Raw genomic sequence first — 26,381 nt, 5'->3', positions numbered from 1 at the left:
GGCGGGCGCGATGGCGTCCCCGACCCCGGGCGTCGGGTTGTCCGGAGGGTGGGTGCCTTCAGAGCGGCCCGCCGGCGGGGTCCCAGCGCGTCGGTCCTCGACCGCGGATGGCCGCGAGGTCGAAGCGGGCGAGGAGGTCGGCGATCGGCGGGCGCTCGTCCGGCGCGCAGAGCCCGACGCTGGACAGGAGCGCGGCGCGGACGTCCTCCGCGGTCTCGCCGAGGGCCCGTCGGTCCTCCAGGGTGACCGCGCCGTCGCGCTTGGCCAGGCGCCGGCCGTCGGGACCCAGGACGAGCGGCACGTGCGCGTAGCGGGGCACGGTGACGTCGAGGAGCTCCGCCAGCCACGCCTGCGTCGGTGCGCTGTCGGCGAGGTCGGCGCCGCGGACGACCTCCCGCACGCCCTGCTCGTGGTCGTCGAGGACGACCGCGAGGTGGTACGCGAAGGTCCCGTCGCCACGGCGGACCACGACGTCGTCGACGATCCCGTGCACGGGCCCGAGCACGAGGTCCTCGATCGTCCGCTCGGCGCCGTCGGCCCGCACGCGCCACGCGGGAGGACGACCGCCGGCCGCGGCGGCGCGGGCGTCGCGGCCCGCCGCGTCGAGGTCGCGGCAGGTGCCGGGGTAGCGGCCCTCGGCGCCGGGGCCGTGGGGGGCGGCGGCGGCCTCGCGGATCTCCGCGCGGGTGCACCAGCAGGGGTAGGCGAGGTCCGCCTCGCGAAGGCGCTCGAACGCCGCGGCGTAGACCGCGTCCCGCGTGGACTGCCGCGGGACCGGACCGTCCCAGTCGATCCCGAGCGCGCGCAGGTCGGCGAGCTGGCCGGCCTCGTGCTCGGCGCGCGAGCGCTGCCGATCGAGGTCGTCGATGCGCAGGCGGAAGGCCCCGCCGGTCGAGCGGGCGCGCAGCCACGCCAGAAGCGCGGTGCGCAGGTTGCCGAGGTGGAGGGTCCCGCTCGGGCTCGGGGCGTAGCGGCCGTCGGTCGCGCCCATCCCAGGGGAGGCTACGGCCCGTCGCGCCGGGCGGTGACCTGGTCGGCGGCAGCGCCGTCTCGCGCACGACGCGACGGCGGCGACGGCGGCGCGCGTATCCTCGGCGCCGATGGCAGGCCAGGGCACCCGACGCCGGACCGCGAGCAAGGCTCCGGCCCAGGAGGAGCAGGCCGGTCCGCGTACCTGCGGACCCTGTCGCGGCACGGGCAAGCTCCTGTCCGGGGCGGGCGGCACCCAGCACGCGGTCGTCTGCCCGTGGTGCGAGGGCACCGGGACCGAGATCCCGGACCACGACGCGCAGGCCAACCCCGCCGAGCGCCCCGACTGACCCGCGCGGGACGCCCGGGTCGCGCGGCGCCGTCGTTCAGGGGAGCGGGAGGACGCTCGCCGGCGTCGGATCGCCCGGGGCGGGCGTCGCGTCCGGGGTGGAGCGCCCGGGCGGCGGCGTGGACCGGCGCGGGCCGACGACGATCCGGCCGATCGTCTCGTCCTCCTCGAGCAGCCGCACGCGGAACGTGCCCGGCCGGAACGGCAGGACGCGCAGCGTCCGCGGCTGGTCGGCGGAGAGGTACTCGCGGACGAAGAGGCTCTTGATCTCGAGCACCTCGGCGCGCTCGGGCGGCGCGAGCTCGAGCACGACGGTGTCGCCGACGGACGCCTCGATCGGCTCCTTCGACGGCAGCTTCGCCGAGACGGTCGTGCTCGTCCGGCGGTCGCCCGCGGCGCTCGACGGCGGCGCGCCGACCGGGCGGTCCGGCTCGCGCTCGGCCGTCGGGGCGAGCGCGCCGACCGTCGCCAGGACGACGATGACGACCGACGCGAGGATGATCAGGCGGATCGCCGGCACCACCCCAGTATGGCGGGTGGGCGCTCGCGGGCGCGGCGGTCCGGAGCCCGGCCGGGCCGGGCGGGGACGACCCGGCCGACGCGGGCCGGCGCCCCGCCCGGCTCAGTCGGCGGCCAGCGGCCCGACGTTGCGGAACGACCCGCCTACGATGGCGGCGTTGTCCGGCACCCGGACGGCGGCCGCGCGGATGTAGTCCGTGCGGCGCACGAGCATCGTCGGCGTGGTGCCCGCCAGGCTGTTCAGCAGCTGCTGGAGGTTGCCCACCGGGCCGTTGTTCAGCAGGTCCTGCAGCAGGCCCGCCGGCAGCGTCGCGGTGTCGGTGCCGGTGCCGACCTTGTGCCAGTTCATGTTCTGGCCGGCGCAGAAGAGGTTCAGGACGCCGGGGATGCACTTCTGCCAGCGGTCGTAGGTGTAGCCGACGTTGCCGCCGCCGCCGTTGGCGGAGATGAGCGACGAGAGCCCCGGGAGGTTGCCCAGGCCCCCGACCAGCGCCTTGACGAGGCCGCAGGCCTGGGACGACGCGTCGCCGGTCGGGGGACCGGCGACGCCGGCCGGCAGGCGCGCCTCGGCGGTGCCGCCGGTGACGACGCTCAGCAGGCCGCCGAGGAGGTTCGTGAGGCCGTTCACGAGCGGCCCGAGGATCGGCAGGCTGCAGAGGGTCGTGTCGATCGGCGCGGCCACGGAGCTCAGCAGCGGCCCGAGGGCGCCGCCGAGCGTCGTCGGCTGCTCGCCGGGGTAGATCCCGACCTTGCTCCGGATGCCGTCGGCCCACAGCGCCCCGGTGACCCGGGTCGAGGAGCCGTCCGCGAGGCGGTACCCCTCGACGCGGATGACCTCGCGGGTCGGCTGCTGGGCGCGGTAGCGCTGCGTGCAGCCCTCGGCGCCCGCCGACGCGCACTCCTGGCCGTTGAGGGCGTAGACGATCCCATTGACCTTGCCGCGGATGACGAGCCGGCCCTTGTTCACGACGAACGCGCGGACGTCGACGGTGCGCGAGGCGTCGATCGAGCAGGCCTGGTCGCCGTTGCCGATCTGGTCGATGTAGACGACCGTGCCGTCCTGCGCCCGCGTGCCGTCGGCGCGGGTCGTGCCGCCCCAGATCTGGCTCCACGGCAGGTTGCACTCGCTGACGCTGCTCGGGGAGGAGGGCGAGTACGTGCTGCCGGCGATCTGGCTGCGGTAGACGCCCTGCAGGCGCCCGGACCCGCCGACGTCGCCCGTCTGCGCCTCGGTCTTGAAGGCTTCCGCGGCGCGCGCCGGGGCGACGGAGTAGTTGTCGAGGTTGCGGTACCGATTCGTCCCGAGCAGCGGGTCGGTGACGGCGTTCAAGCCCGTCTTCCCGAGCAGCTGGTTCAGGCCGCCGAAGGTCCCGCCGAGGCAGAGGTTCAGATCGAGCTGCTGCAGGTTGATCCCGTTCCCGAGCAGCCCCTTGACGGTGTCGTCGGCGCCCTGGAGCAGTCCGCAGCGCACGCCGATGGCGGCCTTGCCGTCCGAGGCGCGGTTCGACGGGTCGTCGGTGATCAGGTCGTCGCGCTTGCCGAGCAGGCCCTTCGTCCCGGCGACGCCGCCGAGCACCTTCTGGCCGAGGGTCGAGGTGAGCGTGCCGAGGACCTGCCCGGTGACGGCCCCGAGGTCGTTGTCGAAGCTGCCGGTGGCGAGCGCCAGCGACGTGTCGGGATTCCACATCGTCGCACCGCGCTGGACCTTCGCCGCGACGGCGCGGGCGCCCGACTGCGGATCGCCGCCGCTGGTGGACGTCCGCCGCACATCGCCCTGGGCGCGGACCCAGAGCGTCGGCTGCGAGCCGAGCTGGCCGGTGCGCTTCGCGGTGCTCGCGGGCCACGTCGGGAGCGCGGCGGTCGACGCGAGCTTGAGCTTCGTCGCGTCGTCCCAGCGGGCGTCGGTGACCGTCGCGCTGTCGTCGGTGGGGCAGATCTGCACGCGCCAGGCGGTCGAGCGGCCGTTGCGGGAGACGTAGTCCGAGAGCCCGTCGGTGCTGGCGGCGTTGGCGTCGAAGTACGCGTTGACCGCGGTGCGGACGTTCGACTCGAGCGTCCGGCTCGTCCCGCTCGGCGCGCCGCCGAGGTCGCCGGTGACGACCGTGCAGCTCGTCATCGGCGTCGTCCAGACGGCGTTGCTCTCGTCGCTGGCCAGGACGCCGGCGGTCGCCGTGGCGACGCCCTCGGCGAGGGTCTGCGCGGCGTCGCCGACGCGCTCCTGCTGCGCGGCCTGGGTCTGGCGGTCGACGAGCAGCAGCGCGGCGAAGCTCAGTGCGAGGCCGATCGCCAGCAGGGCGATGACCGGGACCATCACCCAGCCGTCCTCGGCGGTGGCGCGGCGGCGGATCACGGGGGGCAGCGGACGCATCGGGGACCTCACTGGGCGATCGCGTTGCGGAGGGACACGGCGGCGCGGGTCACGACGGTGCGGGAGCCGTCGGTGACCGCGATGCGCAAGCCGACGGACCGGACCTGCTCGGGCGCCGGCAGGCACGGCGCCGGGTTCGGCGTGCCCGTGGTCGGCGCCTGCTGCGGGCAGCCGTTGGCCGTGTACGCGGCGTCCGCGGTGTAGGTGAAGAGGGTGGGGGCGGTGGTCACGCCGCCACCGACCATCCGGCCGAAGCTCCAGCCGCTCCCGGTGCCGCAGCTGCCCGGCGCGGCGTACGGCGTCGCCGTCCGCGTTCCGCGCAGCAGGTTCCCCGAGCCGTCGACGCAGTAGACGACCCAGCCGTTCTGCGGACCGCTGCTGGAGTCGAGCACGGTGGCCACCACGAGCTGGGAGCGGCTGAGCTGGACCAGCGGCGTCGTCGCGCCCGCGCTGGCGGTGGACGCCTGGCGCAGGTCGTTCGTCATGACGCGGACGCTGCGGCGGGCCATCTCCTGCGCGTTCGTCAGGCGGCTGGACGCGTTCGTCGTGCGGCCCAGGACGTCGGACGCACCGAGGATCGCCAGCAGGACGATCGTCCCGATCGCCATCGTGACGAGCAGCTCGACGAGGGTGAACCCCTCGTCGCGACGCGGCCGCGAGGCGGCGCGCCGGACGGCGGCGCTCACGGCCCGACCGTCCGGGTCGCGCGGCGGACGGCGGCGGTCTGCCGGATCGTCCGGGTCTGGCCGGTGCCGGCCTCGGTCCAGCGGACGGTCGTCTCGACCTTCGTGGTCGTCGCGATCCCCGCGGCGACGTCGAGCGTCTCGTCGCGCAGCTCGGCGGCCGGGCAGAGGCCGATCTGGGCGTTCGCGCCGAGCGTCCCGAGCAGGCCGGTGACGCCCGAGAGGACGCCGCCGACCGTCGGGCCGACCGGCCCGAGCGCGCCGCACAGCGACGAGACGAGCGGGCCCGTGAGCCCGGTGAGGAGGTTCAGCCCCTTGAGCAGCCCGTCGACGCAGAGGTCGAGGCCCAGGACGCTGAGCAGCTGGAGGTTCACGCTGATGTCGTTCAGCGGCAGCGCGGCCTGCGCGGCCATGTTCATCCCGGAGGAGAGCGTCAGGCCGCACTTCCCGCCGGGCGTCGAGCCGTCGAACTGGCTGCCGCCCGGCACGGTCGTGCCCGTCTCGCTGACCTTGCGCGCGCAGTCGAGGGTCCCCCGGATCACCGTGTTGCTGATCCGGTCCGACGTCGTGCACGCGCGGTACGTGACGGTGTAGCGGGTGTTGCCGCGCGTGAGCGCCCAGCTCGAGCGCCTGACGTACGCGTCACCCACGTCGCTCGTCGTGATCGGGCCGCTGCCGGCATCCCCGTCCGGGTCCAGCGCGGCGCGCAGCCGGGTGGCGACCTCGACCTCGGGTCGCGTCGTCGAGGAGGCGCTGCTGAGGCCGACGAGCTCGTTCGTGTCCGTCGCCGTCGTCGTGCCGTCGGCCGCCGTGGTGGTCGTGCGGAGGTACTTCATGCCGGTGGCGCGCTCGACGACCTCGCGCGCGATCGCCGCCCCGCGGTCCCGCTGCAGCGACGCGCCGGTCGCGGCCGCGCCGCGGTCCATGAGCGCGAGCGTCGCGAAGATCCCGGCGATGAGGATCGTCGCGGCGACGAGGACCTCGACGAGCGTGAAGCCGCCGTCCTCGCTGCGCAGGCGGCGGGCGACGGAGGGCGCGACGGGGGGGCTGCCGGACACGGGGTTCCCATCGACCCGCGGCCGCTCGACGGCCCCGACGGAGGCCCTGCGCTGGACGATCGTACGATCGAGCTTCAGCGCTCGGCGGCGTCGGCAGGACCCCGCGCCGAACGCGCGGACCGGAACGTGATCAGTCGGCGGGGCGCGCGGCGCGGAACGTCCCCGGCACGCGCACCAGCCCGTTCGGCACGTCGATCTGCGACCGGGTGATGACCGAGGCGTCGCGCTCCACCATCGTGCGGTTGCTGAAGACGTTCGTGACCATGTTCAGGAGATCGACGACCGTCGGCTCGTTGCCGATGAGCGTGCCGAGCGAGGAGAGCACGCTCGAGACGGCCGGGATCTGGAACGAGGTCGGCACCGTCGCGCCGCTGCTGGCGATCTCCTGCGCGGTGGCCAGGCGCCAGTCGTAGGCCGGGCTCAGGAGTCCGGCCGTCTTGCGCACCCAGACCTTGGCGTTCGTGATCGGCACCGTGCCCCCGAGCTTCGACACGTCGAGGAGCTTCACCGCCGCCTGCTGGGTGATGAGCGCCGTGTTGAAGAGCCGGCAGGCCTGGTCGTAGGTCGTCGGCGCCGCGGAGTTCGACTGCGGGGTGACGCCGGCCGGGAGGATCTGCGTGGAGACGGTGCCGGCGACGAGCGAGCCGACGAGCTGCAGCACGCCGTTCAGCAGGCCGGTCACGGCGTTGAGCAGCGGCGTGACGATCGGCACCCCGCCGTTGCCGATGTTGCAGACCTGGCTGTCGACGATCGCGTCCGCGCGCTGCACGAGGTTGCCGAGCACGCGGGTGATCTCGTTGCCGACGGTCACCTCGTTCGCGGCGGTCGCGGGGTAGAGGCCGACCTGGCTGTAGGCCCCGTCGGCCCAGACGGCGCCGAGCACGGAGCCCTGCTGCTCGATCCGGGCGACCTCGCGCGGCTTGCCGCTCGGGCGCGAGGCTCGGCGGATCGCCACCGTGCAGGAGGACGGTCGCGGGGCCGCATCGCACTCGTTGCGGTTGAGGAGGTACAGCAGCGACTCGATCCGGCCGCGGACGACGACCCGGCCACGGGCGACGACGACCGCCTTCGCCTGGACGGTGCGGCCGGCGGGGATCTGGCAGTACTGCTCGCCGTCGCCGATCTGCGCGAGGTAGAGCACGCGGCTCGTGGTGACGGTGCTCCAGTCGACCGCGCACTCGGGCGCCGACGCCGGGTCGCCCGAGCCGGGGACCGGCGAGAGGTACGCCGTCGTCCGGGCGTCGGTCGCCGACAGCGGCAGCAGCGCGGTGCTGCGATAGGCGTCCTGGACGATCGAGGGCGCCATCGCGAACGTGTCGAGCGCGGTGAAGCGGTTCAGGCCGAGGTTCAGGCCGCTCGGCCCGAGCAGGGCGTCGAGCCCGGTGCGCTGGGCGATGCCGTCGAGGCCGGAGAACATCCCACCGAGGCAGAGCCCGAGGTTCAGCGACGCCGGGTCGATCTGCAGGTTCGTCGTGTCCTCGAGGCCGTTGAGCAGCCCGCAGCGCACGCCGATGCGGGCGGCATCGTCCTCGATGAGCTGGCGGTTGCTGACGCCGAGGACCTTGCCGATCGCGCCGTCGAGCACGATCGAGCTGCGGCTGAGGTCGCGGAAGAGCTGGGCGGCCTGGGTGCCGAGGTCGCTGGCGAAGGTGCCGGTGCCGACCGCGAACGTCGTCGGAGGCACGAACGGCGTGGCCCCTTGGCGGACCTTCTCCGCGACGGCGCGGACGCGGACCGAGCGACCCTGCGCGTCGCGGACCCGCGCCTGCGCGCGGACCCAGAGCGACCGCCGGCCGTTGATCGTGCCGGTGGCGCCGGTGCGGGAGAGCACGGCGTCGGTGTACGGACCGTCCGTCCCGGCGCCGGTGTCGGTCGTGGGGCAGACGGTCGCGCTCCACGCCACCGTCCGCCCGCCGCGGGCGTACGTCGTCGACGCCTGCGCGTCCTGGAAGGAGCGCTGGACCTCGCGGGCGATCGCCGCGCGGAGCCGGGCGTCGTCGGTCGTCCCGGCCGCAGGGGCGGTGACGAGGTCGCCCGTGACGACGTGGCAGCCGGTGCCGGTCCACCAGGCGTCGGCGTCGGGCAGCGCGAGGACGTTCGCCGTCGCGGCCTTCACGCCCTCCGCGAGGACCTGCGTCGCGTCGAGGTCGCGCTGCTCGCCCGCGGCGTGGATCTGGCGCTCGACGAGCAGCAGCATCGCGAAGGCGAGGCCGAGCGAGACGACGAGGAACGCCATGACCGGGACGAGGACGAAGCCGTGGTCGGCACGGCGGCGGCAACGGTCGTTCATGGGCGGTTCCGTAGTCCGACGGTGCCGCTCTGGTCGATGGTGCGGCCGCGGCCTCCGGCGTCGCGGGCCTGCAGGCGCAGCCGGATGCCGATCGCCCGGACGGCCGTCGCGGCCGGCGGGCAGGAGCCGGTCGTGCCGAAGCACGCGTCCGACGTGAAGGTGAACACGCCGCCGGGGACGAGGCTGCCGGGCACGACCGCCCGGGCGACCCAGCCGAGCGCCGGATCGGTGGCGCTCGTCGTCGCGCAGGTGCCGGGCGCTCCCGGCCACGCGGCGGCGTAGCGCCGGGCGGCGACGAGCGTCCGGCCGTCGGCGGTCACGCAGTAGCGCAGCCACCCGGCTCGCGGGGCGGCGGTGCCGTCGTCGAGCCAGGCGGCGGCGACGAGGTCGCCCGTCGCGCCCGTGCTCGTGTGGTCGATCGGGGTGGTCTCGCCGGTCGGCACGCGCGCCTGGCGCAGGTCGTCGACCATCTGCCGCAGGGTCGCGCGCGCCGTCTCCTCGGCGATCGGCGCGCGAGCCGTCGCCGACGAGGTGCCGGAGAAGACGTCGAGCGCGCCGAGGATCGCGAGCAGCACGACGAGCGCCAGGGACGAGGTCACGAGCAGCTCGACGAGCGCGAAGCCCTCGTCGCGGTGCCGCCGACCGCTCACGTGCCCGACCGCCGGATGAGCGCGCGCTCGACGACGCGCGTGGGGGAGGAGGCGCCGGGCGCCGTCCAGGAGACCGTCGTCACGACGGCGGTCGAGCTCGCCAGGTCGTCGGCGAAGCCCGGTCCCGCGGTGCCGTCCGGCTTCGGGCAGACCGAGAGCGCGATGTCGGACCCCAGTGCGCCGAGCGCGCCGCGAAGGAGCCCCTGGACGGTGTTCAGCGCATAGCCGGCGTCGCCGAGCACCGTGCACAGCGGCGCGACGAGCGCGCTGAGGTTCAGCGCGCCGAGCGTCCCGGTGACGCAGGCCTGCACGCCGAGGAGGTTCAGCAGCTGGACCTGCGCGACGACGTCGTCGGGGTCGGTCACCTGCTGCAGCGCGTTCGGGTTCATGAGCGCCAGCGAGCAGGTCCCGGAGGTCTGGGTGCCGGCCGGCGGGGTCGTGGCGGTGCGGTCGCAGTCGTAGGGCCCGAGCAGCTGCACGTGGTTCGACGCCGCCGAGCGGGTGCAGGCCCGGTAGGTGACGGTGAAGGTCGTGTCCCCGCGGGTCAGCCGCCACTCGGCCGTCGTGCGCCACGGCTCGGTGGCGGACGCGATCGGGGTCGAGGTGCCCTGGATCACCGGGGCCCGCGACGCCGGGGCGCCCGGGTCCATCGACGCCCACAGCCGGTCGGCCGGCGTGCGCGGCGCCGTCGCGCTCACGTCGGTGAGGTCGTTGCGCAGGACGTCGTAGCGGAGGCTCTGCGCCCGCTCGACCACCTCGCGCGCGACGGCGTTGGCCGTGTCGCGGCGCAGGTTCTCCGACGTCGTGCGCATCCCGCCCTCCAGCAGCGGCAGCAGCGCGAGGACGCCGACGAGCAGCAGCGTCGACGCCACGAGGACCTCGACCAGCGTGAACCCCGCGGACGCCGCGCGCCCGGATGCCCGACGGTCTTCCACGACCCGGGTGATCGGCCGCGCGTCCCGCGCGACACCGGCGCCTCGAACGAACGTCCACCTGCCCTAAGGGCCGACGCCGCCTCGCACCGATAGGGGGAGCAGCAGCCAGCACCGAGGTGCCAACGGCAAACCATCCGCGAGGGTGGGACGCAAAGCCACGGGCCTCGCTCACGAGCGAGGCAGCCGGGCCGCCACCGGGGTGCATTGGAGTGGACCCCGCGGCAGGAGTCGCGGAGCTGGACTGCCCCCATTCACGAGGTCCAACCACAGGAGTTCAGCTGTGTCCACCATGATCAACCGGGCGCGCAACCGCGCCGCCGAGGAGAAGGGCTTCACGCTCATCGAGCTCCTCGTCGTGATCCTCATCATCGGCATCCTCGCCGCGATCGCCCTCCCGACCTTCCTGGGTCAGAGCGACAAGGCGAAGGACTCCAGCGCGAAGAGCGATGCGCGCAACGCGATCTCGCAGATCGAGTCGGCCCTCGCCGACGGCAAGTCGGTTGCGACGGCGATCGGCTCGGACGCCGATGGCCCGTACCCCACCGACGAACTGAACCAGTTCAAGAACATCAAGAGCATCACCGCCAACGGCAACGGTTACACGGTCGTCGCGAACGCTCGCGGTAACGAGACCACCGGCGACGGCACGTGGTACTCGATCACCAAGGCGGGGACGTCGCCCGGCGGCTACACGTACGCGGCTGGCTCCGACGCCACGGGCGTCGAGGCCTGGACCGCGAACGGCGGCTCGGGCAACTGAGCCACACGCCCAGCCACCACGGCGCCTGAGTGACCGAAGGGGACGGGCGCTGCCCGTCCCCTTCGCTGTTCCTGGCACATGTCCGCGGTCTTCTCGTTCTCGCGTGCTCGTCGCGCGTCCCTGCTCGCCGCGTGGAACCTCCGAGGCGGCGTCCACCTCTCCGCGTTCGTCGGCGCGTTCGTCGGCGCTGCAGCCGTCGTGCTGTACGGCCTGCGCTCCTACGCGTTCAACGACTACGAGTTCGAGACCCTCGCCGCCGCGCAGCGGCTGCTCGCGGGGGATCTCTCCGGCTTCCTCGAGCGGCTCTCGGCGTACGGCGGAGCGACGCTCCTGCAGGCGCCCGCGATGCTCGCGGGCGCGGCGCTCGGCGGAGAGGGCACCTATGCCGCCCACCAGGATCTCTCGGCGTACCGGGCGTCGGCCGCCCCGGGCCTGGTGCTCTCCGCGGTCCTCGCGATGGTTCTCGTCCGGCGGCTTCGGCTCGGAGAAGGAGCTCTTGCCGCTGGCTGGGCGTTCGTCACCGCCGCGCTCGTGGTCGGCTCGCCGGTCGCGGTCCTCGCCGCGGAGGCCGGGCATCCGGAGGAGGCGCTCGTCGTGGCGCTCGCGCTCGCGGCGGTCCTGCTCGCTGCGGCCGACCGGCCGCTCTTGGCGGCGGCCCTCGTCGGCCTTGCTGCGGCGGCGAAGCCGTGGGCGCTGATCGCCGTCCCGGTCGTGCTGTGCGCGACCGCCGATCGTCGGACGCTGCTGCGACAGCTCGTCGTGTGCGCGGTCGCCGGCGGGGCGCTGCTCGCCCCGATCCTCGCGGCGCAGCATGGGCACCGGGACGTCGCCGCGCCGCTGCAGTCGACGACGGCGGGGATCTTCAAGCCGGACAACCTGTTCTGGTTCGCGGGGGAGCGCAACCCGCGGTGGAGCGCGACGCCGCAGGCGCGACAGGGCGGTGTTCAGGTCCACGACGCCCGACCCGAGGACAAGATCTTCGCGCAGCGCCTCGAGCCGAGTTGGGTCGGACGAGTCTCGCACCCGGCGATCGTGCTCGCGGCCGTCGTGCTGGCCCTGATCTATCTGCGACGACGACCGCCGGCGGATCGTGGCGACGATCTCCTGCTCCTGCTCGCCGCCGTCTGCTGGTGGCGGTGCCTCTTGGATTCCTGGAACGCGAGCTACTACGCGTTCGGCGCTGTCGGGGCGCTCGTCGCCTGGCAGGCCTGGCGAGGCCGTCCGCCGATCCTCGGGCTCGTCCTGGCGCTCGCCGTCTGGGTGATGTTCCGCGTGCTGCCGGGGGACGTGTTCACGCCGGATCGCCACACCGCGGTCTACCTCGCGTGGGCGGTGCCCGCCGGGATCCTCATGGTCGCCCGGCTGCTGGCGCCCGAGCGCGTCGGGGGGCTCGCAGGCCGCGTCGGTCGACCGCTCGTCGGCCGCCTTCCGACGCTCGCGCGGATCGCGGGGGCGCCGGCGCGCTGACCGGGGAGTCGGTGGTCGCTCAGCCCCAGCGGCCGCCGGAGCAGGCCTCGGGGTTCGGGAAGGCCGAGGCGCGGCAGGACTGGACGGCCGTGCCGGGCAGGCGGCGGACGTACGCGAAGCGGTTGCGGGTGCGCGAGACGCCGACGATCCGGACGTTGCGGCGGTCGCCGGCGGTGACCGCGATCTCGGTCGCCTCGGGCGAGCCGGCGACGACGCGCTCGAGGAACGGGCCGAACTGGGCCTCGCTCGCGAACGGCGTGAGCTCCTCGCGCGTGCGGCAGCGCGCGTAGGTGCCCGTGGCGCCGAAGCACGTCTCGACGGCGGAGATCGCGCCGCGCAGCAGCGTCCGCGCCTCGCGGTCGGCGGCCCGGTTGGCCTGGGTCTGGTCGGTCGCCGGGGTGATCGTCGCGTCGACGGCGGCCGTGCGAGTGGGCGCGTCGTCCTCGCCGCCCGACACTGCGAGCCCGACGCTCGCGCCGATGGCCACGAGGACCAGCAGCGCGACGAGGCGACGGACGAGGACGCGACGTCGCGACGGGGCGGCGCCGGCTCCGCGGGTCCACGGCACGCGTCGCCGGGGGGCGCGTTCGGCGACCGGTGTCGGGTCGACGGGCGATCCGTCGGCAGGACGAGCCGTCGCGGCCTCGTCCCCGGGCGACGCGACGACCTCACCGGAGGCCGTCGTACCGTCGCCCCGCGATCGGCCGGCCCGGTCGTCGGCCGGCTCCTCGTGGTCGGCAGCGCCGTCGGCGAGGCCGCCGGTCGGTCCCGAGGCGGACGCCCCTCGTTCGTCGTGTCCGGGAGCGGGGGCGTCGGGGTCGTCGGTCTCGGCCACCGCGGCAGCCTTCCGCCTCCGCACGGCGACGTCAACCGCCCGGGGAGGTGGACCGTCGAAACCCCGGACCGGCGGTCGCACGCGCGAGGAGGCGGACGGTCGAGCCTCCTGACCCGGGTCGGAGCGGTCGGAACGGGCACGCCGACACGGACGGCCGTCTGGACGGCGCTCCGACGTCCGTCCACTCGGATGCGCCGGGGTGACGTCCCGGACGAGGACGCTCCGATGCATGCGAGGACCGACACGCGATCGGCACGGAGGCGCCACGACCCTGGCGCCGTCGTCCACCCGCCCGCCGTCGATCCGTCCCTAGCGTCCGACCGGACCCCCAGCGCATGCTTCCGATGCTCATCGCCTTCGCCGCCGCCTTCGGCCTGTTGATCGGGTCGTTCCTCAACGTCGTGGCCTACCGCCTGCCCGCGGGGACGTCGGTCGCCGCGGGGCGCTCGGAGTGCCCGTCGTGCCACCACCAGATCCGGGCATACGACAACGTCCCGGTCCTCTCCTGGCTGCTCCTGCGGGGTCGCTGTCGCGACTGCGCGGCGCCGATCTCGCGTCGCTACCCGCTCGTGGAGGCCGTCACGGCCGTCCTCTGGGCGCTCGTCGCCGCGATCGCGGACTCGACGGCCCAGGCGGTGCTCGGCATCGTGATGGTCACGGCGCTCGTGCCGATCACGCTCATCGACCTCGACCACCGGCGGATCCCGAACGCCATCACGCTGCCGACCGCGATCGCCGCGATCGCCGTCGGGACGGCCCTGGACCCCTCCGGTCAGGTCGAGCGGCTGATCGCCGGCGCCGCGGCGTTCGCGTTCCTCCTCGTCCCGGCGATCGTTCGGCCCGACGGCATGGGGATGGGCGACGTGAAGCTCGCCGGCGTCCTCGGCCTCTGCCTGGGCGCGCCGGTCGCGGTCGGGATCCTCGTCGCGCTCGTCGTCGGGAGCGTCGCCGGCGCGGTCATCGCCGCGCGCAAGGGCGTCGCCGGCGCCCGCAGGACGACGATCCCGTTCGGGCCGTACCTCGCGCTCGGCGGCGTCGTGGCGCTCGTCGCCGGGCAGCCGCTGATCGACGCGTACGTCAAGACCTTCTGAGCCGGGCGCGGGAGCCGGCCGGCCTCCCGCGCTCCTAGCGCTTCGAGGATCGGCGCCGTGCGCGCAAGCGGTGCCCGGTCGTGCCGGGGCCGCACCCGGTGGAACGCGGGGCGTGTCTCGCGGGCCGGGCCTGCGGGAGCACCGGCCCGACTCCCTCGACCGGGGAGGTGCGGCGTCGGTGCACGCGGCGCCGCGGCGTCGACCCCCGTCCCGCCCCGCCGACGTGTCCGGGGAGACGTCGCTCGTCTCCGTGGCATCGGGGCGCGCGGTCCGCGCTCGCCCGCGGGGGGGGGCGACGGCGGGGTGCTGGGAGCCCGTCCGAGGGTGCCCCCGCGGCGCTGAGCGTCTTCGATGGCGCGCTCGATGCCGAGGCGTCGAGCGCGCCACCACCATCGCGGGGCGGCCGTCCAGCGAGGCAGGATCCGGGGGTCCGATGCCTCGTCCCGCACGAACGATTCGCCGATCCGCGCGAGGGGCGGGCACCCGCCCGGCCCCGGTGGGGCCCTGAGCCCTCGCTGCGCAGTCCAACCCGTGACCGCTCGCCGGCGACCGGAGCCGCCTGAGGTCCCGAGCCCCTGCGTGCGCCGTGCGTCTCGTGCCGCGCCGAACGGCGGAGGGCTCGCGAGACGCTCGCTCGGCGTGCGGTGCCCGTCGCGTGCACCCACGGCGCGCGGAAGCGACGCGCGCGGCACGGACCGCCGACGGGGCGGCGCCGTCGGGTACGAGACACCGGGTGGTCCTCGAACGAGGCGCACGCTCCGTCGCCGAGACGGCCGAGACGGCCGAGACGGCCGAGACGGGCGAGACGGGCGAGACGGGCGAGACGGGCGGGACGGGCGGGACGCTGGACGCCGCTGAGGCCCGGCGTCCAGCGACGTCGATGCCGGGGACGACGCGTGGCGGCCGGATGCGGCCGACGATCGATCGATCTGCGCCCGGACGAACGTCCAGGTGGCTCAAGGCGCTTCAAGCCCGGACGGGGGAGCCGACGATGGGGTGGGCGACCCACCATGGCCCGCCGATCGCTCACCCTCCCTCGACTGCCCTCCGGCCTCCCGGGTCGCAGCACCGCGCTCAGCGGTCGCTCGCGCTCCGGGGGCAAGCGCGGCGGCCCCTCCGCGCCGGTCACCGGCGTGCGGATCGGCGCCACCCACGTCGGCGTCGCGACCGCCAACGCCGGTCGCGGCCCCCTCGCGCCGAAGGCCTCCGCCTCCGCCGTGCTGCCGCCCGGCGCCGTCCGCGACGGCGAGGTCATCGACGCCGCCGCCGTCGCCCAGGCGCTGCGCGACGTGCTGGAGACCCGCAGCGGGTTCGCCAAGCAGGTCCGGCTCGGCGTCGGCTGCCAGAAGGTCGCCGTGCGCGTCCTCGACCTGCCGCCGGTGCGCAACGCCGAGGACGTCGACGCCGCCGTCCGCCTCATCGCCCGGGAGCGGATCCCGACGGCCGCCGACGACGCGCTGATCGACTACCGCCTGCTCGACGAGGTCCCCGCCGACGGCGACACGCCGGCGCACCGCCGCGCGCTCGTCGTCGCGGCGCGCCGCGAGCTCGTCGCGGGCCAGATCGCCGCGGTCCAGGCCGCGGGCCTGGAGCCCGTCGGCGTCGATCTGCTCGCCTTCGGCCTCGCTCGCGTCGTCCGGCCGATCGAGCCGACGCTGCTGCTGGACCTCGACGGCATCACGACCCTCGCGCTCGCGGGGCCCGACGGCTGCCGCTTCGTGCGCACCATCCCGGCCGGCGTGCAGTCGGCGAGCGAGGAGCTCGCCCGCCGGCTCGATCTCGACCCGGCGGACGCGGCGGCCCTGCTGCTCGGCGACCGCCAGCCGGCGGAGGGCGAGCGCGACGCGCTGACCGACGTCGTCGCCCGCACGCTGCGCGCGATCGCCACCACCGTCCGGACGTCGGTCGAGTTCCACGTCGACCAGGAGGACGGCGAGACGCCGGAGTCCTGCGTCACGAGCGGTCCCCTCGCCGGCATGGAGGGCGCCGCCGCCGTCCTCGGCGAGGCGCTCGACCTGCCCGTGCAGTCCGCCGCGGCGCTCGCCGGCGGCGCCGACCCCGTGGCGCTCGGGCTGAGCGTCGAGGAGAGCTGAGATGCGCGCGATCAACCTCCTGCCGCCCGAGCAGCGCGCCGGCGCCGCCCGCGGCGCCGGGGACCTGAAGCTCAACCCGCTGCACGCCATCGTCGGCGGCGGCGCGGTGATCGTCCTCGTGCTGCTCGCCGTCTGGGCGATGGCGCGCCAGGACACCCAGACGGCCCGCGAGGCGGAGGCCAGCGCCGTGGCGCGGACCGCGCAGACGCAGGCCGAGGTGAACCGGCTGCAGCCGGTGGTGGCGCTCGACGAGCGGCGCCGCAGCCGCGAGACCGCGGTCCTGGCGCTGGCGGCCGGCCGCACCGACTGGGCGGCGGTCCTGCGCTCCGTCGCCGGTGCGCTGCCCGGCCCGGTCGGCATCACCCAGCTCAGCGCCGCGGCCGGCGGCGCCACCGCGACGGGCGGCGGGTCCGTGCCGGCCGGCCTCGGCGGCTCCGGCAGCGTCGCGCTGACCGGCTGCGCCGACACGCAGCCCCGGGTCGCCGACACGCTGCGCCGGCTCCGCGCCCTGCCGCAGGTCGCCGACGTCGCCCTGAACCAGACCGCCAAGACGAAGCGCGCCCAGGGCGCGGCGTCCGGCTCCGGCGGATCCGCCGACTGCGACGGCGTCGCCCTCGACGCCGCGGTCGGGCTGTCCCCGACGGTCGTCCTCGACGCCGCGACCCCGGACGCCGCCGCGTCCGCCGCGGCCGACGCGCCGGCCGACCCCGCCACCCAGGCCTCCACCACCACCGACGGAGCGAGCCGATGACCGACTCGATGCGCAACCTCCTCGCGGGCGTCGCCGTCCTGGCGGTCGCCGCGCTCCTCTGGCTCCTGCTCGTGAGCCCGGCCCGCAACGACGCGGCCGCGGCCGAGGAGTCCCAGCAGCAGGCCGAGGCCCAGGCCGCTCAGGTCCAGACGCAGCTCGCGCAGGCCCGGGAGGCCGGGACCCGCGCCGACGCGAACGTCCGGGCGCTCAAGCGCCTCGCCGTCGCCGTGCCGGAGAAGGTCGAGGCCGCCCAGCTCATCGACCAGCTCGAGTCCACGGCCGATCGCTTCGACGTGAGCTTCGACGTCCTGAAGGTCACCGACGCGGCCGCGTCGGCGGCGGCGCCCGCCGCCGCCCCGACCGCGGGAGGCGTCAACGCGGACGGCACCGCTAGCGGGACGACGACCACCGGCGCCGCCACGGCGACCGCGGCGCCCGCCGCGGACGGCACCGACGCGGCCGCCGCCGGCGCCCCCGCCGGGGTCCCGGTCGGCATGAGCGTCCAGGTCAGCGGGAGCTACACCGCGGTCACCCGGTTCGTCCGGGCGATCCAGGGGCTCGTCCGCACGCCCGACGGCAAGCTCCGCGCCAGCGGCCGCCTCCTGCGCGTCGACAGCGTGAACCTCGCGGTCGGCCAGGCGGAGGGCGCCCGCTCGCTCGCCGGCAGCCTCGAGCTGAAGGCGTACCTGCTGCCGCGCGAGGCCGCCACGGCCGCCGCGCCGGCGCCCGGGACCGGCACCACGACCACGACGGGAGGCACCCCGTGAGCTCCAGCAAGCGCATCGCCGGCCACGTCGACCCGCTGCTCGCGGTCGCCGTCGGCGGGGTCCTCGTCGTCGGCGGCGGCCTCGTCGCCTGGGGCGGGGGGCACGACACGGAGTCCGTGGCGAGCGATCCCGCCGCGGCGCTGACGGCCCCGGCCGCCGATCCGGCGGCGGAGCGCGCGCTCGCGGCCGTCCAGGACGCCGACGAGATCGGCGCGGCCCCGCAGCGCTCCGCGGCCGCCGTCGCCCGCGCCGCGGCGCGCGCCAGCGAGCGCGGTGCCGCCCGCGACCCGTTCAGCAAGGCGCTGGCGAAGGCGAACCGCAAGGCGGAGGGGTCCTCGGCGACGCCGCGCGCATCGACCGCGGGGGCGGCGTCGTCCTCCGCCGGGAAGGCCGCGACGGCGACGCCCAGCGCGTCGGTCGCGACCCCGAGCACCGGGGTCGCCCCGACGCCCGCGGCGACGCCGAAGCGCCCGGCCGCCGTCGGCGGCGGCAGCGAGGCCGACCACGCGAAGGCCGTCGCCGCCGCCCGCCGGGCGAGCACGCGCGTGAGCCTGCGGATCGTCCGCGGGGCGCGACGCCAGGCCCGCTCGAAGCTCGCCCTCGGCACGACCGTCCCGTCGAAGCGGGTCGCGCTCGCGCGGATCCAGTCCGTGTCCGACAGCGGCAAGGTCGTGACCCTGCGGCTCGCCGAGGGCCTGTCGCTGCCGGGCAAGCAGTCGGCCGGCACGACGTGCCTCAAGCGCTTCGCCCTGGGCGACAAGCCGTGCAAGGTCGTGCGCGTCCGGGCCGGGCGCACGGTCGTCCTGCAGGAGCCCGGCCGCAAGGGCCGGGAGGGCACGATCACCGCCGTGCGCGTGCTCACCGTGTGGCGCAGCGGCAAGAAGATCGCCGGCGCCTGATCCCGTCCCCGCGCCCCGGACCGCCGGGGCGCAGGACGGCGGCGGAAGGGCGGCCGTAGAATCGGGCGTCCATGTCGCTCACGCTCACGACCGCCGGCGAGTCCCACGGCCCAGGCCTCACGGCCATCGTCGAAGGGCTCCCGGCCGGGCTCGAGCTCGATCGCGAGGCGATCAACCGCGACATGGCCCGGCGCCAGCTCGGCCACGGCCGCGGCGGGCGGATGAAGATCGAGAAGGACGCCGCCGAGCCGACGGCGGGCGTCCGCCACGGCCGCACGCTCGGCGGGCCGATCGCGCTCCAGGTCGCCAACCGCGACTACGCCAACTGGGAGGAGCGGATGAACCCGTGGCCGGTCGAGGCCGACGTGCCGCCGGTCCACATGCCGCGCCCCGGGCACGCGGACCTCGTCGGCGCGTGGAAGTACGGCCACGACGACGTCCGCAACGTCCTCGAGCGCGCCTCCGCCCGCGAGACCGCCGCGCGCGTCGCCGGCGGCGCGCTGGCCAAGGCGTTCCTCTCGGCGCTCGGCGTCGAGATCCGCTCGCACGTCACCCAGATCGGCCCGGTCACGGCGCCGCAGCGCGACCGGCCGCTGGTCGTCGCCGACTTCGAGGGCGTCGACGAGGACCCCGTCCGCTGCCTGGACGCCGAGGCGTCGAAGGCGATGGTCGCCCACATCACCGCCGAGCGGAAGAACAACGAGTCGATCGGCGGCACGTACGAGGTCGTCGTCTACGGGCTCGCGCCGGGCATCGGCTCGCACGTGTCCTGGACGGAGCGCCTCGACGGGCGCCTCGCGCAGGCGATCTGCTCGATCCAGGCCCACAAGGGCGTCGAGTTCGGCGATGGCTTCGACCTCGCCGCCACCCCGGGATCGCAGGCCCAGGACGAGATCTTCGGCGTCGAGGACGTGGCCGACGGGGACGAGCGGACCGGCGCGGTGCGCCGCCGCACGAACCACGCCGGCGGCCTCGAGGGCGGCATGACGAACGGCCAGCCGCTCGTCGTGCGCGCGGTCGTGAAGCCGATCCCGACGATCACGAAGCCGCTGCGCTCCGTCGACCTCGCCACGGGCGAGCCGGCGAAGGCGCTGCGCGAGCGCACGGACAACTGCGTGGTGCCGGCCGCCGGCGTCGTCGGCGAGGCGATGATCGCGTTCGTCCTCGCGTCGGCGTACCGCGAGAAGTTCGGCGGCGACCACATCGACGACGTCCGCGCCGCGCTCGCCGCCTATCAGGAGCGGATCGGCTGGGTCGGCGCGCCGATCGGCGCCTGATCGACGCCGAGCGGGCGCGCCGCTGCGCGCGCGGTGGACGGCGGGCGGCGCGACTAGACTGGCGCGCGCCATGGCGGTCGCCCATCTGGATTCCTCCCTGCGGACCACGCACTGCCTGGTCTGCCGGGCACCCGGACCCTACGCCCCGGTCTTCGACCGCGACGGCCATCACCTCGTGCGCTGCCCGCAGTGCCGGCTCGTCTTCCAGGACCCGCAGGCCTCGGACGCGTCGCTCGAGGAGACCTACTACCACGCGGAGTCCTGGACGGCCGAGTTGCTCGGGCCGCTCGAGGAGCTGACGCTCGAGCGGGCACGCCAGCAGCTGGCGCGGATGCGCGCCTTCGGCGTCGTGCCCGGCGGTCGGCTCCTCGACGTCGGCGCGTCCTCCGGCTCCTGGCTGCGGATCGCGGAGGAGGCCGGCTGGCAGGGCGTCGGGGTCGAGCTCGGCGCGACGACCGCCGAGGCCGCGCGCGGTCGCGGGCTCGACGTCCGCACCGGGACGCTGGACGCGATCGCCTCGACGCTCGAGGCCGGCTCGTTCGACGCGGTGACGTTCTGGGACGTCCTGGAGCACCTGCGCGACCCGCGGGTCGAGCTGGGGATCGCGCGCGACCTGCTGCGCCCCGGCGGCACGCTCGCCGCCGCGATGCCGAACGTCGAGGGGTGGTTCCCGCGCGCGTCGCGGCGGCTGCTGGCCAGCTGGTCCGGCCACTGGGAGTACCCGGAGCTGCCCGTCCACCTCTACGACTTCTCGCCCCGCACGATGGAGCGCCTGCTCGTGGCGCTCGGCTTCGTCGACGTGCGCACGACGACCTACGAGACGCCGTGGTGGTACTACCAGCGCACGAGCATCGCGCTCGGGCGGGTCGGCCACGGACGCCGCGGGCGGCTGATCCGCGCCGCCTACGAGGCGCTGCACGCGCCGCTGTACCCGCTGGCGCGGCTGGCGGACGCCGGCAACTCCTTCTTCGTCACCGCCCGCGTCCCGGACTGACGGGCGCCTCCCGCGCCGGCGGGCCGCACCGCCGGGCGGCGCCGGAGTCGCTCAGCGCCCGCCGGCCGCGAGCAGCTCGTCGACCGCCGCGGTCGCGGTCGCCGGGCCCGCCTCCTGGCGCATCCGCGCGCCGAGCGCGTCCGCGGCGGCGCGCACGCGATCCTCGCCGAGCTGCCGCAGCACGCGGGCCAGCCGGATCGCGGTGAGGCGCCGACGCGGCAGCGGCGCGGGGCCGGCGCCCGCGCGGTGCACGCACCGACCCCAGAACGCCTGGTCGAAGACGAACGGCGCGACGGCCGTCGGCCGGCCGGCGCGCAGGCCGGCGACCGTCGTCCCCGACCCGCCGTGGTGCACGACGCCCGCGGTGCGGGGGAAGAGCAGGTCGTGCGGGACGTGGTCCACGACGAGGACGTCGTCGGCGGCGCCCGTCCCGGCACCGATCCCGCTCCACCCGGAGCCGAGGATCACGCGGCGCCCCGCGGCCCGGGCCGCGGCGACGACGAGCTCGGCCGTCGCCGCCGGATCGGGGTCCGGCATGCTGCCGAAGCCGACGTAGACCGGGGGAGGGCCGGCGTCGAGGAAGGCCTCGACCTCCGCCGCCAGGCCGCCTTCCGCCGCCGGCGACGGGAGGTGGCCGGTGACGCGCAGCTGGGCGGGCCAGTCGGCGGGTCGCGGCGCCAGCGCCGGGCTGTAGGTGTGCAGGACCGGCACGGGGGGCCAGGCCGGCGCGGCGCGCCACGGCCAGGCCGCCACGGGCAGGCCGGCCGCCCGGCGCGCGCGTCGGCGCAGCGGCTCGGCGAGCGGCTCGCCGAGGAGCTTCTGGCTCGGCGGGTACGTCAGGGGCGCCAGCAGCGGTCCGAGCCGCGCACCGCCCGCGAGGACCGGGTGCGCGAAGGCGCGGGTGCGGTGGAACGGCGTCGCCGAGAGGCCGATCGCGGGCAGGCCCAGCTCGTGGGCGACGGTGCCGGCGTAGGCCGTGGGGAGGGTGAAGAGCACCGCCTCGGCGTCCGCGCACGCGGCGCGGTGGTCGTCGGGGGTCGCGGCGCCGAGCAGCTCGGCCATCCCGACGCGGATCGTCGTGGCGTGGGCGACCGGCTTCCACGGGCGGACGGCGGCGATCTCGGACGCCCGGCTCGCGAGCGCGCCCCGGGGATCGCCGGGCAGCGGCGCGAACCCGAGCCCGCGGGACGTCACGGCGTCCTGGAAGGCGGGGTGGGTGGCGACGCGGACCGCGTGCCCGGCGCCCTGCAGCGCGTGCGCGAGGGCGAGGAACGGGAGCACGTCACCCTCGGTCCCCGCGGCGGCGAGCGTCAGGCGCACGCGGCAACTCTACTGCCGGTCGACGTCGCCGATGCGGCGCACCGGTAGCGTGCCGCAGATGCCGCGCCCACCACTCGCACGCCGCGCCTCCTCGCTCCTGCGCCGGGGCGCCGTCCGGGCGCTCTCCGCGCCCCTCGAGGGCGGCGAGGTCGAGCTGCGCCTCCGCGCGGCGATGGCCCTCGCAGGACGCCAGACCACGCATCCGTGGCGCTTCGCGCTCAACGAGCTCCTGCTGCGCCACGGCGTGCGGTCCTACGTCGCGAAGCGGACCGGCCGCCGGATCGTCCTGCGGCACCCGATGTCCGACGCCTGGGTCGTCCACGAGGTGCTCGAGCGGGGGGCCTACGCGCCGCCGCCGGAGGTCGCCGCCGCCGTGCGCGGGCTCGGGCGCCCCCCGCGCGTCCTCGACCTCGGGGCGCACGTCGGCACCACGACGCTCCTGCTGCTGGAGACCTGGCCCGACGCGTCGATCACGGCCGTCGAGCCGAACCCCCACAACGCGCGGCTGCTGCGCCGCATGATCGAGCTCAACGACCTCGGCGACCGGGTCGACCTGCGCGAGGTCGCGGTCGGCGTGGCGCCCGGGGAGGTCCGGATCGCCGGCTTCTCGATCCTCTCGCACGTCGAGCGCGACGAGTTCGAGACGACCGACCTCTGGCCGTTCCTGCGCCGGATCCACGGCGAGCCGCAAGCCGCGGACGTCCCGAGGATCGACGCGTTCGACGTGCTCGCCGACGCCGACGTGGTGAAGCTCGACATCGAGGGCGCGGAGTGGGAGATCCTCGCGGACCCGCGGCTGCGCGACGCCGCCCCGCGCGCGATCGTCCTCGAGTTCCACTGGCAGTCCTGCCCCGGCGACGATGCCGCCACGGAGGCGGCGCGCCTGCTGCGCGAGGCGGGGTTCGAGACCGGCCCGCCGTTCGACGAGCACGACGGCGTCGGGATGCTCTGGGCCTGGCGCCCGGCTGCCTGAGGCGCCGCAGGCGGGGCGGGCGCCGCCGGGCGCCCGCGCGCCGGGCTCAGGTGCCCGGCGCGACGAGGTTCGCGTTGAGGAACCGCTGCAGGCGCGACAGCACGAGGTCGCGGCCGGGGGCGTCGAACGGGTCGTGCCCGCCGCGGTAGGTGACCTCGCGCTTCGGCTGGCGCGCCGCCCGGCGCAGCGCCTCCGCCGACGCGTCGGAGGTGAACGGGTCGCGGTCGCCGTTCATGAGGAGGATCGGCCGCGGCGAGATCCGCCCGACCCAGCGGGCCGGGTCGTACGGGGCGAGGATCCGCAGCGCGCGCTGCAGCGCCGCCGGGTCGCGCTCGATGCCGGGCAGGATGATCGACTGCTTGCCGAGGATCGTCCGCCAGTCGCCGCCGGTGACCATGAGGACCGTGGCGCGGATGCGCTCGTCGGTGCCCGCCAGGAGCGATCCGATCAGGCCGCCCTCGCTGACGCCGAGGTAGCCCGTGCGGTTCGGGTCGCACTCCTCGCGCTGCGCGAGGACGTCGAGCCCCCGGCGCAGGTCGATCGTCGTGTTGCGCAGCGCCGCCGCGATCGCCCGCGGGTCGCGGAGCGTCCGCTCGATCGTGTCCTCATCGTCGGTGACGTCGTTGCCGCCCGCGCGCACGTCGATCGTGAAGAGGCCGATCCCCAGCGCCTCGGCGGCGGGGTAGAGGAAGTCGACCTGCTCCTTCTTCGTCGAGAGACCGCCCTGGTAGAGCAGGCAGGGGTAGGAGCCGCCGCTGTCGGCGGGCACCGCGAGCAGCGCCTGGACGCGCGTCCCGTCGGCGCCGTCGTAGGCGAGCTGCCGGACGCGCATGCCGCCCTGGTCGGTCTCGGCGCCGGTCGTGACGTCGAGGGGGCGATCGCGGTCGTAGGCGAAGATCCGCGTCGGGTCGGCGGGCGGCTCGTCGTCGCGGGAGAGGACGACGTAGAGGGCGGCCAGCGCCGCGATCGCGATCGCGCTGAGGGCCAAGGCGGTGCGGCGCATCCGGCGGTTCCTATCAGACGGTCGGCGCCGCGCTCGCGCGCGCGAGGCGCGGCGGATCTCCCAGACGCAGCTCACGAGCGCCACGAGCTCGGCGGCCACGACGGAGAGGGCGAGTCCCTCGGGCCCCATGCGCGGCACGAGGACGCAGGCCAGCACGATGTTCGTGACGCCGGCGCGGATCGCCGAGGCGACGATCGCGCGGTCCATCCGCAGGGCCATCATCCAGCCACCGGCGAGCGTGCTCGTGATGCCGATCAGCGGCAGGATCAGCACGAGGATCCGCAGCAGGTCGATCGCCTCGTCGAAGGCGTCGCCGTAGATCAGCGGGATGAGGAAGCCGGCCGCGCCGCCGAGCACGAAGACCGCCGAGATCCCGATCGCCGACATCGCGCCGATCGAGATCGTCGCCAGCCGCTTGGCCCGCTCGCGCTCGCGCTCGCGCTGCGCGTGGAGGTAGACGAGCCGGGGGAAGACGGCGACCGCCACGGGGCTCATGAGCTGGACGACCGCGCGGACGATCCGCTCCGCCGCGGCGAAGTGCGCGACCTCGTCGGTCGTGCCGAAGAAGCCCAGCAGCACGACGTTCCCGCTGGAGTAGAGGGCGATCGCCCCGGTGCCGACGAAGACCGCCCACGCGGCGCGCAGCTCGCTCGGCGCCGTGGCCAGGCGCGGGGCGCGCCACGGGATCCGTCGCAGCATGAGCACCATCGCGACGCCCGCCACGACGATCGTCGTCGCGAGGTTGATGACGAGCACGAGCGTCGCGTCGTCGGCGTCGCGGACGAGGACGAAGATCGCGCCGAGCCCGGCGAAGCGGAGCCCGAGCTGCACGAACGACACGAGCCGCAGGCGCTCCGTCCCGACGAAGAACCAGCCGGGGTTGATGCCCTGCACCACGCCGGTGACCCATGCGATCGCGAGGACCTCCGGGTGCTCGCGGAAGCTCTCGACGAGGGGCAGGGTCGCCGCCGCGGCGGCGAGGACGAGGACCGCCAGCAGCAGGCGCGCGCCGAGGACCCGCGCCGCGATCTCGGCGAGCCGGTGCGGCGAGTGCCGGGCGACGGACGCGTCGCGCCCCGCGGTGAACTCGAAGCCGTAGCTCACGACGAGCCCGAGGACGATCGCCGTCGACTGTCCCAGCGCGACGAGGCCGAAGCCCTCGTCGCCGAGGACCCGCGAGAGGTAGGGCAGCGACAGGAGCGGGACGAGGAACGTCGCGACCTGGACGCCGTAGAGCGCCAGGGCGTTCTGGGCGATCCGGTGGCCGGCGAGCCGGCGCAGGCGGCCGCCGGGGCGGGCGCGGCTCATCCCGCCGCCGCCGGGTCGCCCAGCTGCGCGAGCGGCTCCTTGTAGGGGTGCACGACGAGCACGCCGGCGTCGCGCAGCGCGCGCGCCTCGGCGGGGGTGTAGCTCGGCTCGAACCGGACGTGCGCGTAGAGGTCGCCGTGCGCGTCGACGTCCTCGACGCGGAAGCCGAGGTGGTGCACGAGCGTCGGCACGTAGAGCTCGTTGTAGATCCCGTCCGGGTGCTCGACGGCGACGTACGCGGCCAGGGCCTCGCGCGTCATCGCGAAGCCGGTGCCGAGGCAGCCGTAGATCCGCGTGGGATCCTCGCGGACCGACACCCGCCGCAGGTGCTCGAGGAGCGCCGGATCGTCGCGGTAGCGGACGCGGTGCCACCAGTTCGTCGCCGTGCGATCGACCGCGGTCTTGCCGACGAGCCCGGCGCCGGTCTGCTCCAGCAGCGCCAGCACGGCCTCGTCGAGGCCGGGGGCCAGCGGCACCTGGTCGTACTCCAGGACGACGATCGCGTCGATCCGCCGATCGGCCTCGAGGACCTCGTGCGCGGCCTCCAGGGCCTCGTCGTAGGTCTGGAAGGTCGCGGCCGGCGAGCGCAGCCCGGGGTGGGCGAGGAACCGCTTGCGGGGCCAGCGGACCGCCGCGAACCGCTCGGGGGTGCCGCCGTGGCAGAGGAGGATCGGGCCGGGGCAGAGCGTCGCGAGGTACGCGAGGTGCTCGTCGACGGCGTCGGCCTCGAGGTGGCTGACGACGACCTTCAGCAGCCGGTCGCTCACGGGCGGCCGCCTTCCCGTATGCGGCGACAGACCGACGCGTCGACGTGGCGGAAGCCGATCCGGGTGCGCGACTCGAAGTCGGCCCGCACGACGGGGACGAGATCCCCGTCGGCGCCCAGCACCTTGATCTGCCCGCGCGAGGGGTAGATCCACGCGCGGAACAGCCGGCCGCCGCACTCCTCGCACCGCTGCCAGGGCGCGACGCGCACGAGCCGGCGGGTCAGGCGGCCCTTGAAGGACTCGTCGCTCACGGCG

The 26,381-nt window shown here is 75.7% G+C and carries 24 protein-coding genes and 1 riboswitch; of the genes, 11 read left to right on the top strand and 13 right to left on the bottom strand.

All coding sequences use genetic code 11. The features are described from left to right. Positions 1 to 58: 58 nt before the first annotated feature. Positions 59 to 991 carry a tRNA glutamyl-Q(34) synthetase GluQRS gene (gluQRS, locus tag SK069_RS18105; RefSeq protein ID WP_319955665.1) on the bottom strand — a complete coding sequence of 311 codons (933 nt, stop codon included), beginning with the start codon at positions 989 to 991 and terminating at the stop codon, positions 59 to 61. Positions 992 to 1,100: 109 nt separating this feature from the next. Between gluQRS and SK069_RS18100 the strand changes: the two genes are divergently transcribed. Continuing rightward, positions 1,101 to 1,319, top strand: coding sequence for a hypothetical protein (locus SK069_RS18100; RefSeq protein WP_319955664.1), 219 nt, complete (start codon positions 1,101 to 1,103; stop codon positions 1,317 to 1,319). A 36-nt stretch (positions 1,320 to 1,355) separates the two neighbouring features. Here the strand turns inward: SK069_RS18100 and SK069_RS18095 are convergent, their stop codons facing one another. The 7 genes from SK069_RS18095 to SK069_RS18065 all read right to left on the bottom strand — a co-directional run bounded on the left by SK069_RS18095 (position 1,356) and on the right by SK069_RS18065 (position 9,821). Then, positions 1,356 to 1,838, bottom strand: coding sequence for a hypothetical protein (locus SK069_RS18095; protein ID WP_319955663.1), 483 nt, complete (start codon positions 1,836 to 1,838; stop codon positions 1,356 to 1,358). A 102-nt stretch (positions 1,839 to 1,940) separates the two neighbouring features. Further along, complete coding sequence (locus SK069_RS18090; RefSeq protein WP_319955662.1) at positions 1,941 to 4,187, bottom strand: hypothetical protein; 2,247 nt, start codon at positions 4,185 to 4,187, stop codon at positions 1,941 to 1,943. Positions 4,188 to 4,213: 26 nt separating this feature from the next. Next, complete coding sequence (locus SK069_RS18085) at positions 4,214 to 4,891, bottom strand: PulJ/GspJ family protein (protein WP_319955661.1); 678 nt, start codon at positions 4,889 to 4,891, stop codon at positions 4,214 to 4,216. Continuing rightward, entirely contained in the window at positions 4,888 to 5,946 is a 1,059-nt protein-coding gene (locus SK069_RS18080; RefSeq protein WP_319955660.1) for a type IV pilus modification PilV family protein, read from the bottom strand. The genes SK069_RS18085 and SK069_RS18080 overlap by 4 nt, the downstream gene beginning before the upstream one ends. A 130-nt stretch (positions 5,947 to 6,076) precedes the next feature. After that, positions 6,077 to 8,236: a hypothetical protein gene (locus tag SK069_RS18075; RefSeq protein ID WP_319955659.1), complete on the bottom strand. Its 2,160-nt coding sequence runs from the start codon at positions 8,234 to 8,236 to the stop codon at positions 6,077 to 6,079. After that, positions 8,233 to 8,886, bottom strand: coding sequence for a PulJ/GspJ family protein (locus SK069_RS18070; RefSeq protein ID WP_319955658.1), 654 nt, complete (start codon positions 8,884 to 8,886; stop codon positions 8,233 to 8,235). The genes SK069_RS18075 and SK069_RS18070 overlap by 4 nt, the downstream gene beginning before the upstream one ends. Continuing rightward, positions 8,883 to 9,821, bottom strand: a complete 939-nt coding sequence (locus SK069_RS18065; RefSeq protein ID WP_319955657.1) for a prepilin-type N-terminal cleavage/methylation domain-containing protein — start codon at positions 9,819 to 9,821, stop codon at positions 8,883 to 8,885. The genes SK069_RS18070 and SK069_RS18065 overlap by 4 nt, the downstream gene beginning before the upstream one ends. 114 nt (positions 9,822 to 9,935) lie before the next feature. Next, a riboswitch (cyclic di-GMP riboswitch) is annotated at positions 9,936 to 10,017 on the top strand. Positions 10,018 to 10,110: 93 nt separating this feature from the next. Here SK069_RS18065 and SK069_RS18060 point away from each other — a divergent pair. Together SK069_RS18060 and SK069_RS18055 are read left to right on the top strand one after the other, a co-directional pair. Further along, the gene (locus SK069_RS18060) at positions 10,111 to 10,581 is read left to right on the top strand and encodes a type IV pilin protein (RefSeq protein ID WP_319955688.1); all 471 of its coding nucleotides are present in this window, start codon (positions 10,111 to 10,113) and stop codon (positions 10,579 to 10,581) included. Between the two features lie 78 nt (positions 10,582 to 10,659). Beyond that, a complete protein-coding gene (locus tag SK069_RS18055) occupies positions 10,660 to 12,048 on the top strand; it encodes a hypothetical protein (protein WP_319955656.1) in 1,389 nt (462 codons plus the stop codon). A 19-nt stretch (positions 12,049 to 12,067) separates the two neighbouring features. On the opposite strand, the gene SK069_RS18050 is transcribed toward SK069_RS18055, so the two are convergent. Next, positions 12,068 to 12,616 (bottom strand): hypothetical protein, encoded by a 549-nt coding sequence (locus SK069_RS18050; RefSeq protein ID WP_319955655.1) that lies wholly within the window; start codon positions 12,614 to 12,616, stop codon positions 12,068 to 12,070. 602 nt (positions 12,617 to 13,218) lie between these two features. On the opposite strand from SK069_RS18050, the gene SK069_RS18045 reads away from it, so the two are divergent. The 7 genes from SK069_RS18045 (at position 13,219) to SK069_RS18015 (ending at position 20,755) form a co-directional block, all read left to right on the top strand. Beyond that, positions 13,219 to 13,974 carry a prepilin peptidase gene (locus SK069_RS18045; RefSeq protein WP_319955654.1) on the top strand — a complete coding sequence of 252 codons (756 nt, stop codon included), beginning with the start codon at positions 13,219 to 13,221 and terminating at the stop codon, positions 13,972 to 13,974. A 1,010-nt stretch (positions 13,975 to 14,984) separates the two neighbouring features. Beyond that, positions 14,985 to 16,067 carry a pilus assembly protein PilM gene (gene pilM, locus SK069_RS18040; protein ID WP_319955653.1) on the top strand — a complete coding sequence of 361 codons (1,083 nt, stop codon included), beginning with the start codon at positions 14,985 to 14,987 and terminating at the stop codon, positions 16,065 to 16,067. A 1-nt stretch (position 16,068) separates the two neighbouring features. After that, positions 16,069 to 16,818 carry a PilN domain-containing protein gene (locus SK069_RS18035; protein WP_319955652.1) on the top strand — a complete coding sequence of 250 codons (750 nt, stop codon included), beginning with the start codon at positions 16,069 to 16,071 and terminating at the stop codon, positions 16,816 to 16,818. Next, positions 16,815 to 17,585, top strand: coding sequence for a type II secretion system protein GspM (gene gspM, locus SK069_RS18030; protein ID WP_319955651.1), 771 nt, complete (start codon positions 16,815 to 16,817; stop codon positions 17,583 to 17,585). The genes SK069_RS18035 and gspM overlap by 4 nt, the downstream gene beginning before the upstream one ends. Next, positions 17,582 to 18,484, top strand: coding sequence for a hypothetical protein (locus tag SK069_RS18025; RefSeq protein WP_319955650.1), 903 nt, complete (start codon positions 17,582 to 17,584; stop codon positions 18,482 to 18,484). Before gspM ends, SK069_RS18025 begins: the two co-directional genes overlap by 4 nt. A gap of 71 nt (positions 18,485 to 18,555) precedes the next feature. Further along, positions 18,556 to 19,761: a chorismate synthase gene (gene aroC, locus SK069_RS18020; protein WP_319955649.1), complete on the top strand. Its 1,206-nt coding sequence runs from the start codon at positions 18,556 to 18,558 to the stop codon at positions 19,759 to 19,761. Between the two features lie 70 nt (positions 19,762 to 19,831). Then, positions 19,832 to 20,755, top strand: coding sequence for a class I SAM-dependent methyltransferase (locus SK069_RS18015; protein WP_319955648.1), 924 nt, complete (start codon positions 19,832 to 19,834; stop codon positions 20,753 to 20,755). Positions 20,756 to 20,806: 51 nt separating this feature from the next. Here SK069_RS18015 and SK069_RS18010 read toward each other — a convergent pair whose 3' ends face one another. Further along, positions 20,807 to 22,075: a glycosyltransferase gene (locus SK069_RS18010; RefSeq protein ID WP_319955647.1), complete on the bottom strand. Its 1,269-nt coding sequence runs from the start codon at positions 22,073 to 22,075 to the stop codon at positions 20,807 to 20,809. 58 nt (positions 22,076 to 22,133) lie between these two features. Between SK069_RS18010 and SK069_RS18005 the strand changes: the two genes are divergently transcribed. Beyond that, a complete protein-coding gene (locus tag SK069_RS18005; protein ID WP_319955646.1) occupies positions 22,134 to 23,048 on the top strand; it encodes an FkbM family methyltransferase in 915 nt (304 codons plus the stop codon). A gap of 46 nt (positions 23,049 to 23,094) precedes the next feature. Here the strand turns inward: SK069_RS18005 and SK069_RS18000 are convergent, their stop codons facing one another. The 3 genes from SK069_RS18000 to SK069_RS17990 are packed head-to-tail and all read right to left on the bottom strand — an operon-like array spanning position 23,095 to position 26,377. After that, on the bottom strand, positions 23,095 to 25,359 hold the full coding sequence (locus SK069_RS18000) for an oligosaccharide flippase family protein (RefSeq protein ID WP_319955645.1): 2,265 nt from the start codon (positions 25,357 to 25,359) through the stop codon (positions 23,095 to 23,097). Beyond that, a complete protein-coding gene (locus SK069_RS17995; protein WP_319955644.1) occupies positions 25,356 to 26,126 on the bottom strand; it encodes a hypothetical protein in 771 nt (256 codons plus the stop codon). Before SK069_RS17995 ends, SK069_RS18000 begins: the two co-directional genes overlap by 4 nt. After that, on the bottom strand, positions 26,123 to 26,377 hold the full coding sequence (locus SK069_RS17990) for a hypothetical protein (RefSeq protein WP_319955643.1): 255 nt from the start codon (positions 26,375 to 26,377) through the stop codon (positions 26,123 to 26,125). Before SK069_RS17990 ends, SK069_RS17995 begins: the two co-directional genes overlap by 4 nt. Between the last annotated feature and the right edge of the window lie 4 nt (positions 26,378 to 26,381).

It is taken from the genome of Patulibacter brassicae, assembly GCF_033949425.1.
In the GTDB taxonomy this organism is placed as follows: Bacteria; Actinomycetota; Thermoleophilia; order Solirubrobacterales; family Solirubrobacteraceae; genus Patulibacter; species Patulibacter brassicae.
Note: the sequence above shows the minus strand (reverse complement) of the source record. Positions and strands in the feature narration are given on the sequence as shown.

Coding starts and splice junctions, on each gene's coding strand:
- gluQRS (WP_319955665.1), bottom strand. CDS start 991: ATGGGCGCGACCGACGGCCGCTACGCCCCGAGCCCGAGCGGGACCCTC.
- SK069_RS18100 (WP_319955664.1), top strand. CDS start 1,101: ATGGCAGGCCAGGGCACCCGACGCCGGACCGCGAGCAAGGCTCCGGCC.
- SK069_RS18075 (WP_319955659.1), bottom strand. CDS start 8,236: ATGAACGACCGTTGCCGCCGCCGTGCCGACCACGGCTTCGTCCTCGTC.
- SK069_RS18060 (WP_319955688.1), top strand. CDS start 10,111: ATGATCAACCGGGCGCGCAACCGCGCCGCCGAGGAGAAGGGCTTCACG.
- SK069_RS18055 (WP_319955656.1), top strand. CDS start 10,660: ATGTCCGCGGTCTTCTCGTTCTCGCGTGCTCGTCGCGCGTCCCTGCTC.
- SK069_RS18045 (WP_319955654.1), top strand. CDS start 13,219: ATGCTTCCGATGCTCATCGCCTTCGCCGCCGCCTTCGGCCTGTTGATC.
- pilM (WP_319955653.1), top strand. CDS start 14,985: ATGGCCCGCCGATCGCTCACCCTCCCTCGACTGCCCTCCGGCCTCCCG.
- SK069_RS18035 (WP_319955652.1), top strand. CDS start 16,069: ATGCGCGCGATCAACCTCCTGCCGCCCGAGCAGCGCGCCGGCGCCGCC.
- gspM (WP_319955651.1), top strand. CDS start 16,815: ATGACCGACTCGATGCGCAACCTCCTCGCGGGCGTCGCCGTCCTGGCG.
- aroC (WP_319955649.1), top strand. CDS start 18,556: ATGTCGCTCACGCTCACGACCGCCGGCGAGTCCCACGGCCCAGGCCTC.
- SK069_RS18015 (WP_319955648.1), top strand. CDS start 19,832: ATGGCGGTCGCCCATCTGGATTCCTCCCTGCGGACCACGCACTGCCTG.
- SK069_RS18005 (WP_319955646.1), top strand. CDS start 22,134: ATGCCGCGCCCACCACTCGCACGCCGCGCCTCCTCGCTCCTGCGCCGG.
- SK069_RS18000 (WP_319955645.1), bottom strand. CDS start 25,359: ATGAGCCGCGCCCGCCCCGGCGGCCGCCTGCGCCGGCTCGCCGGCCAC.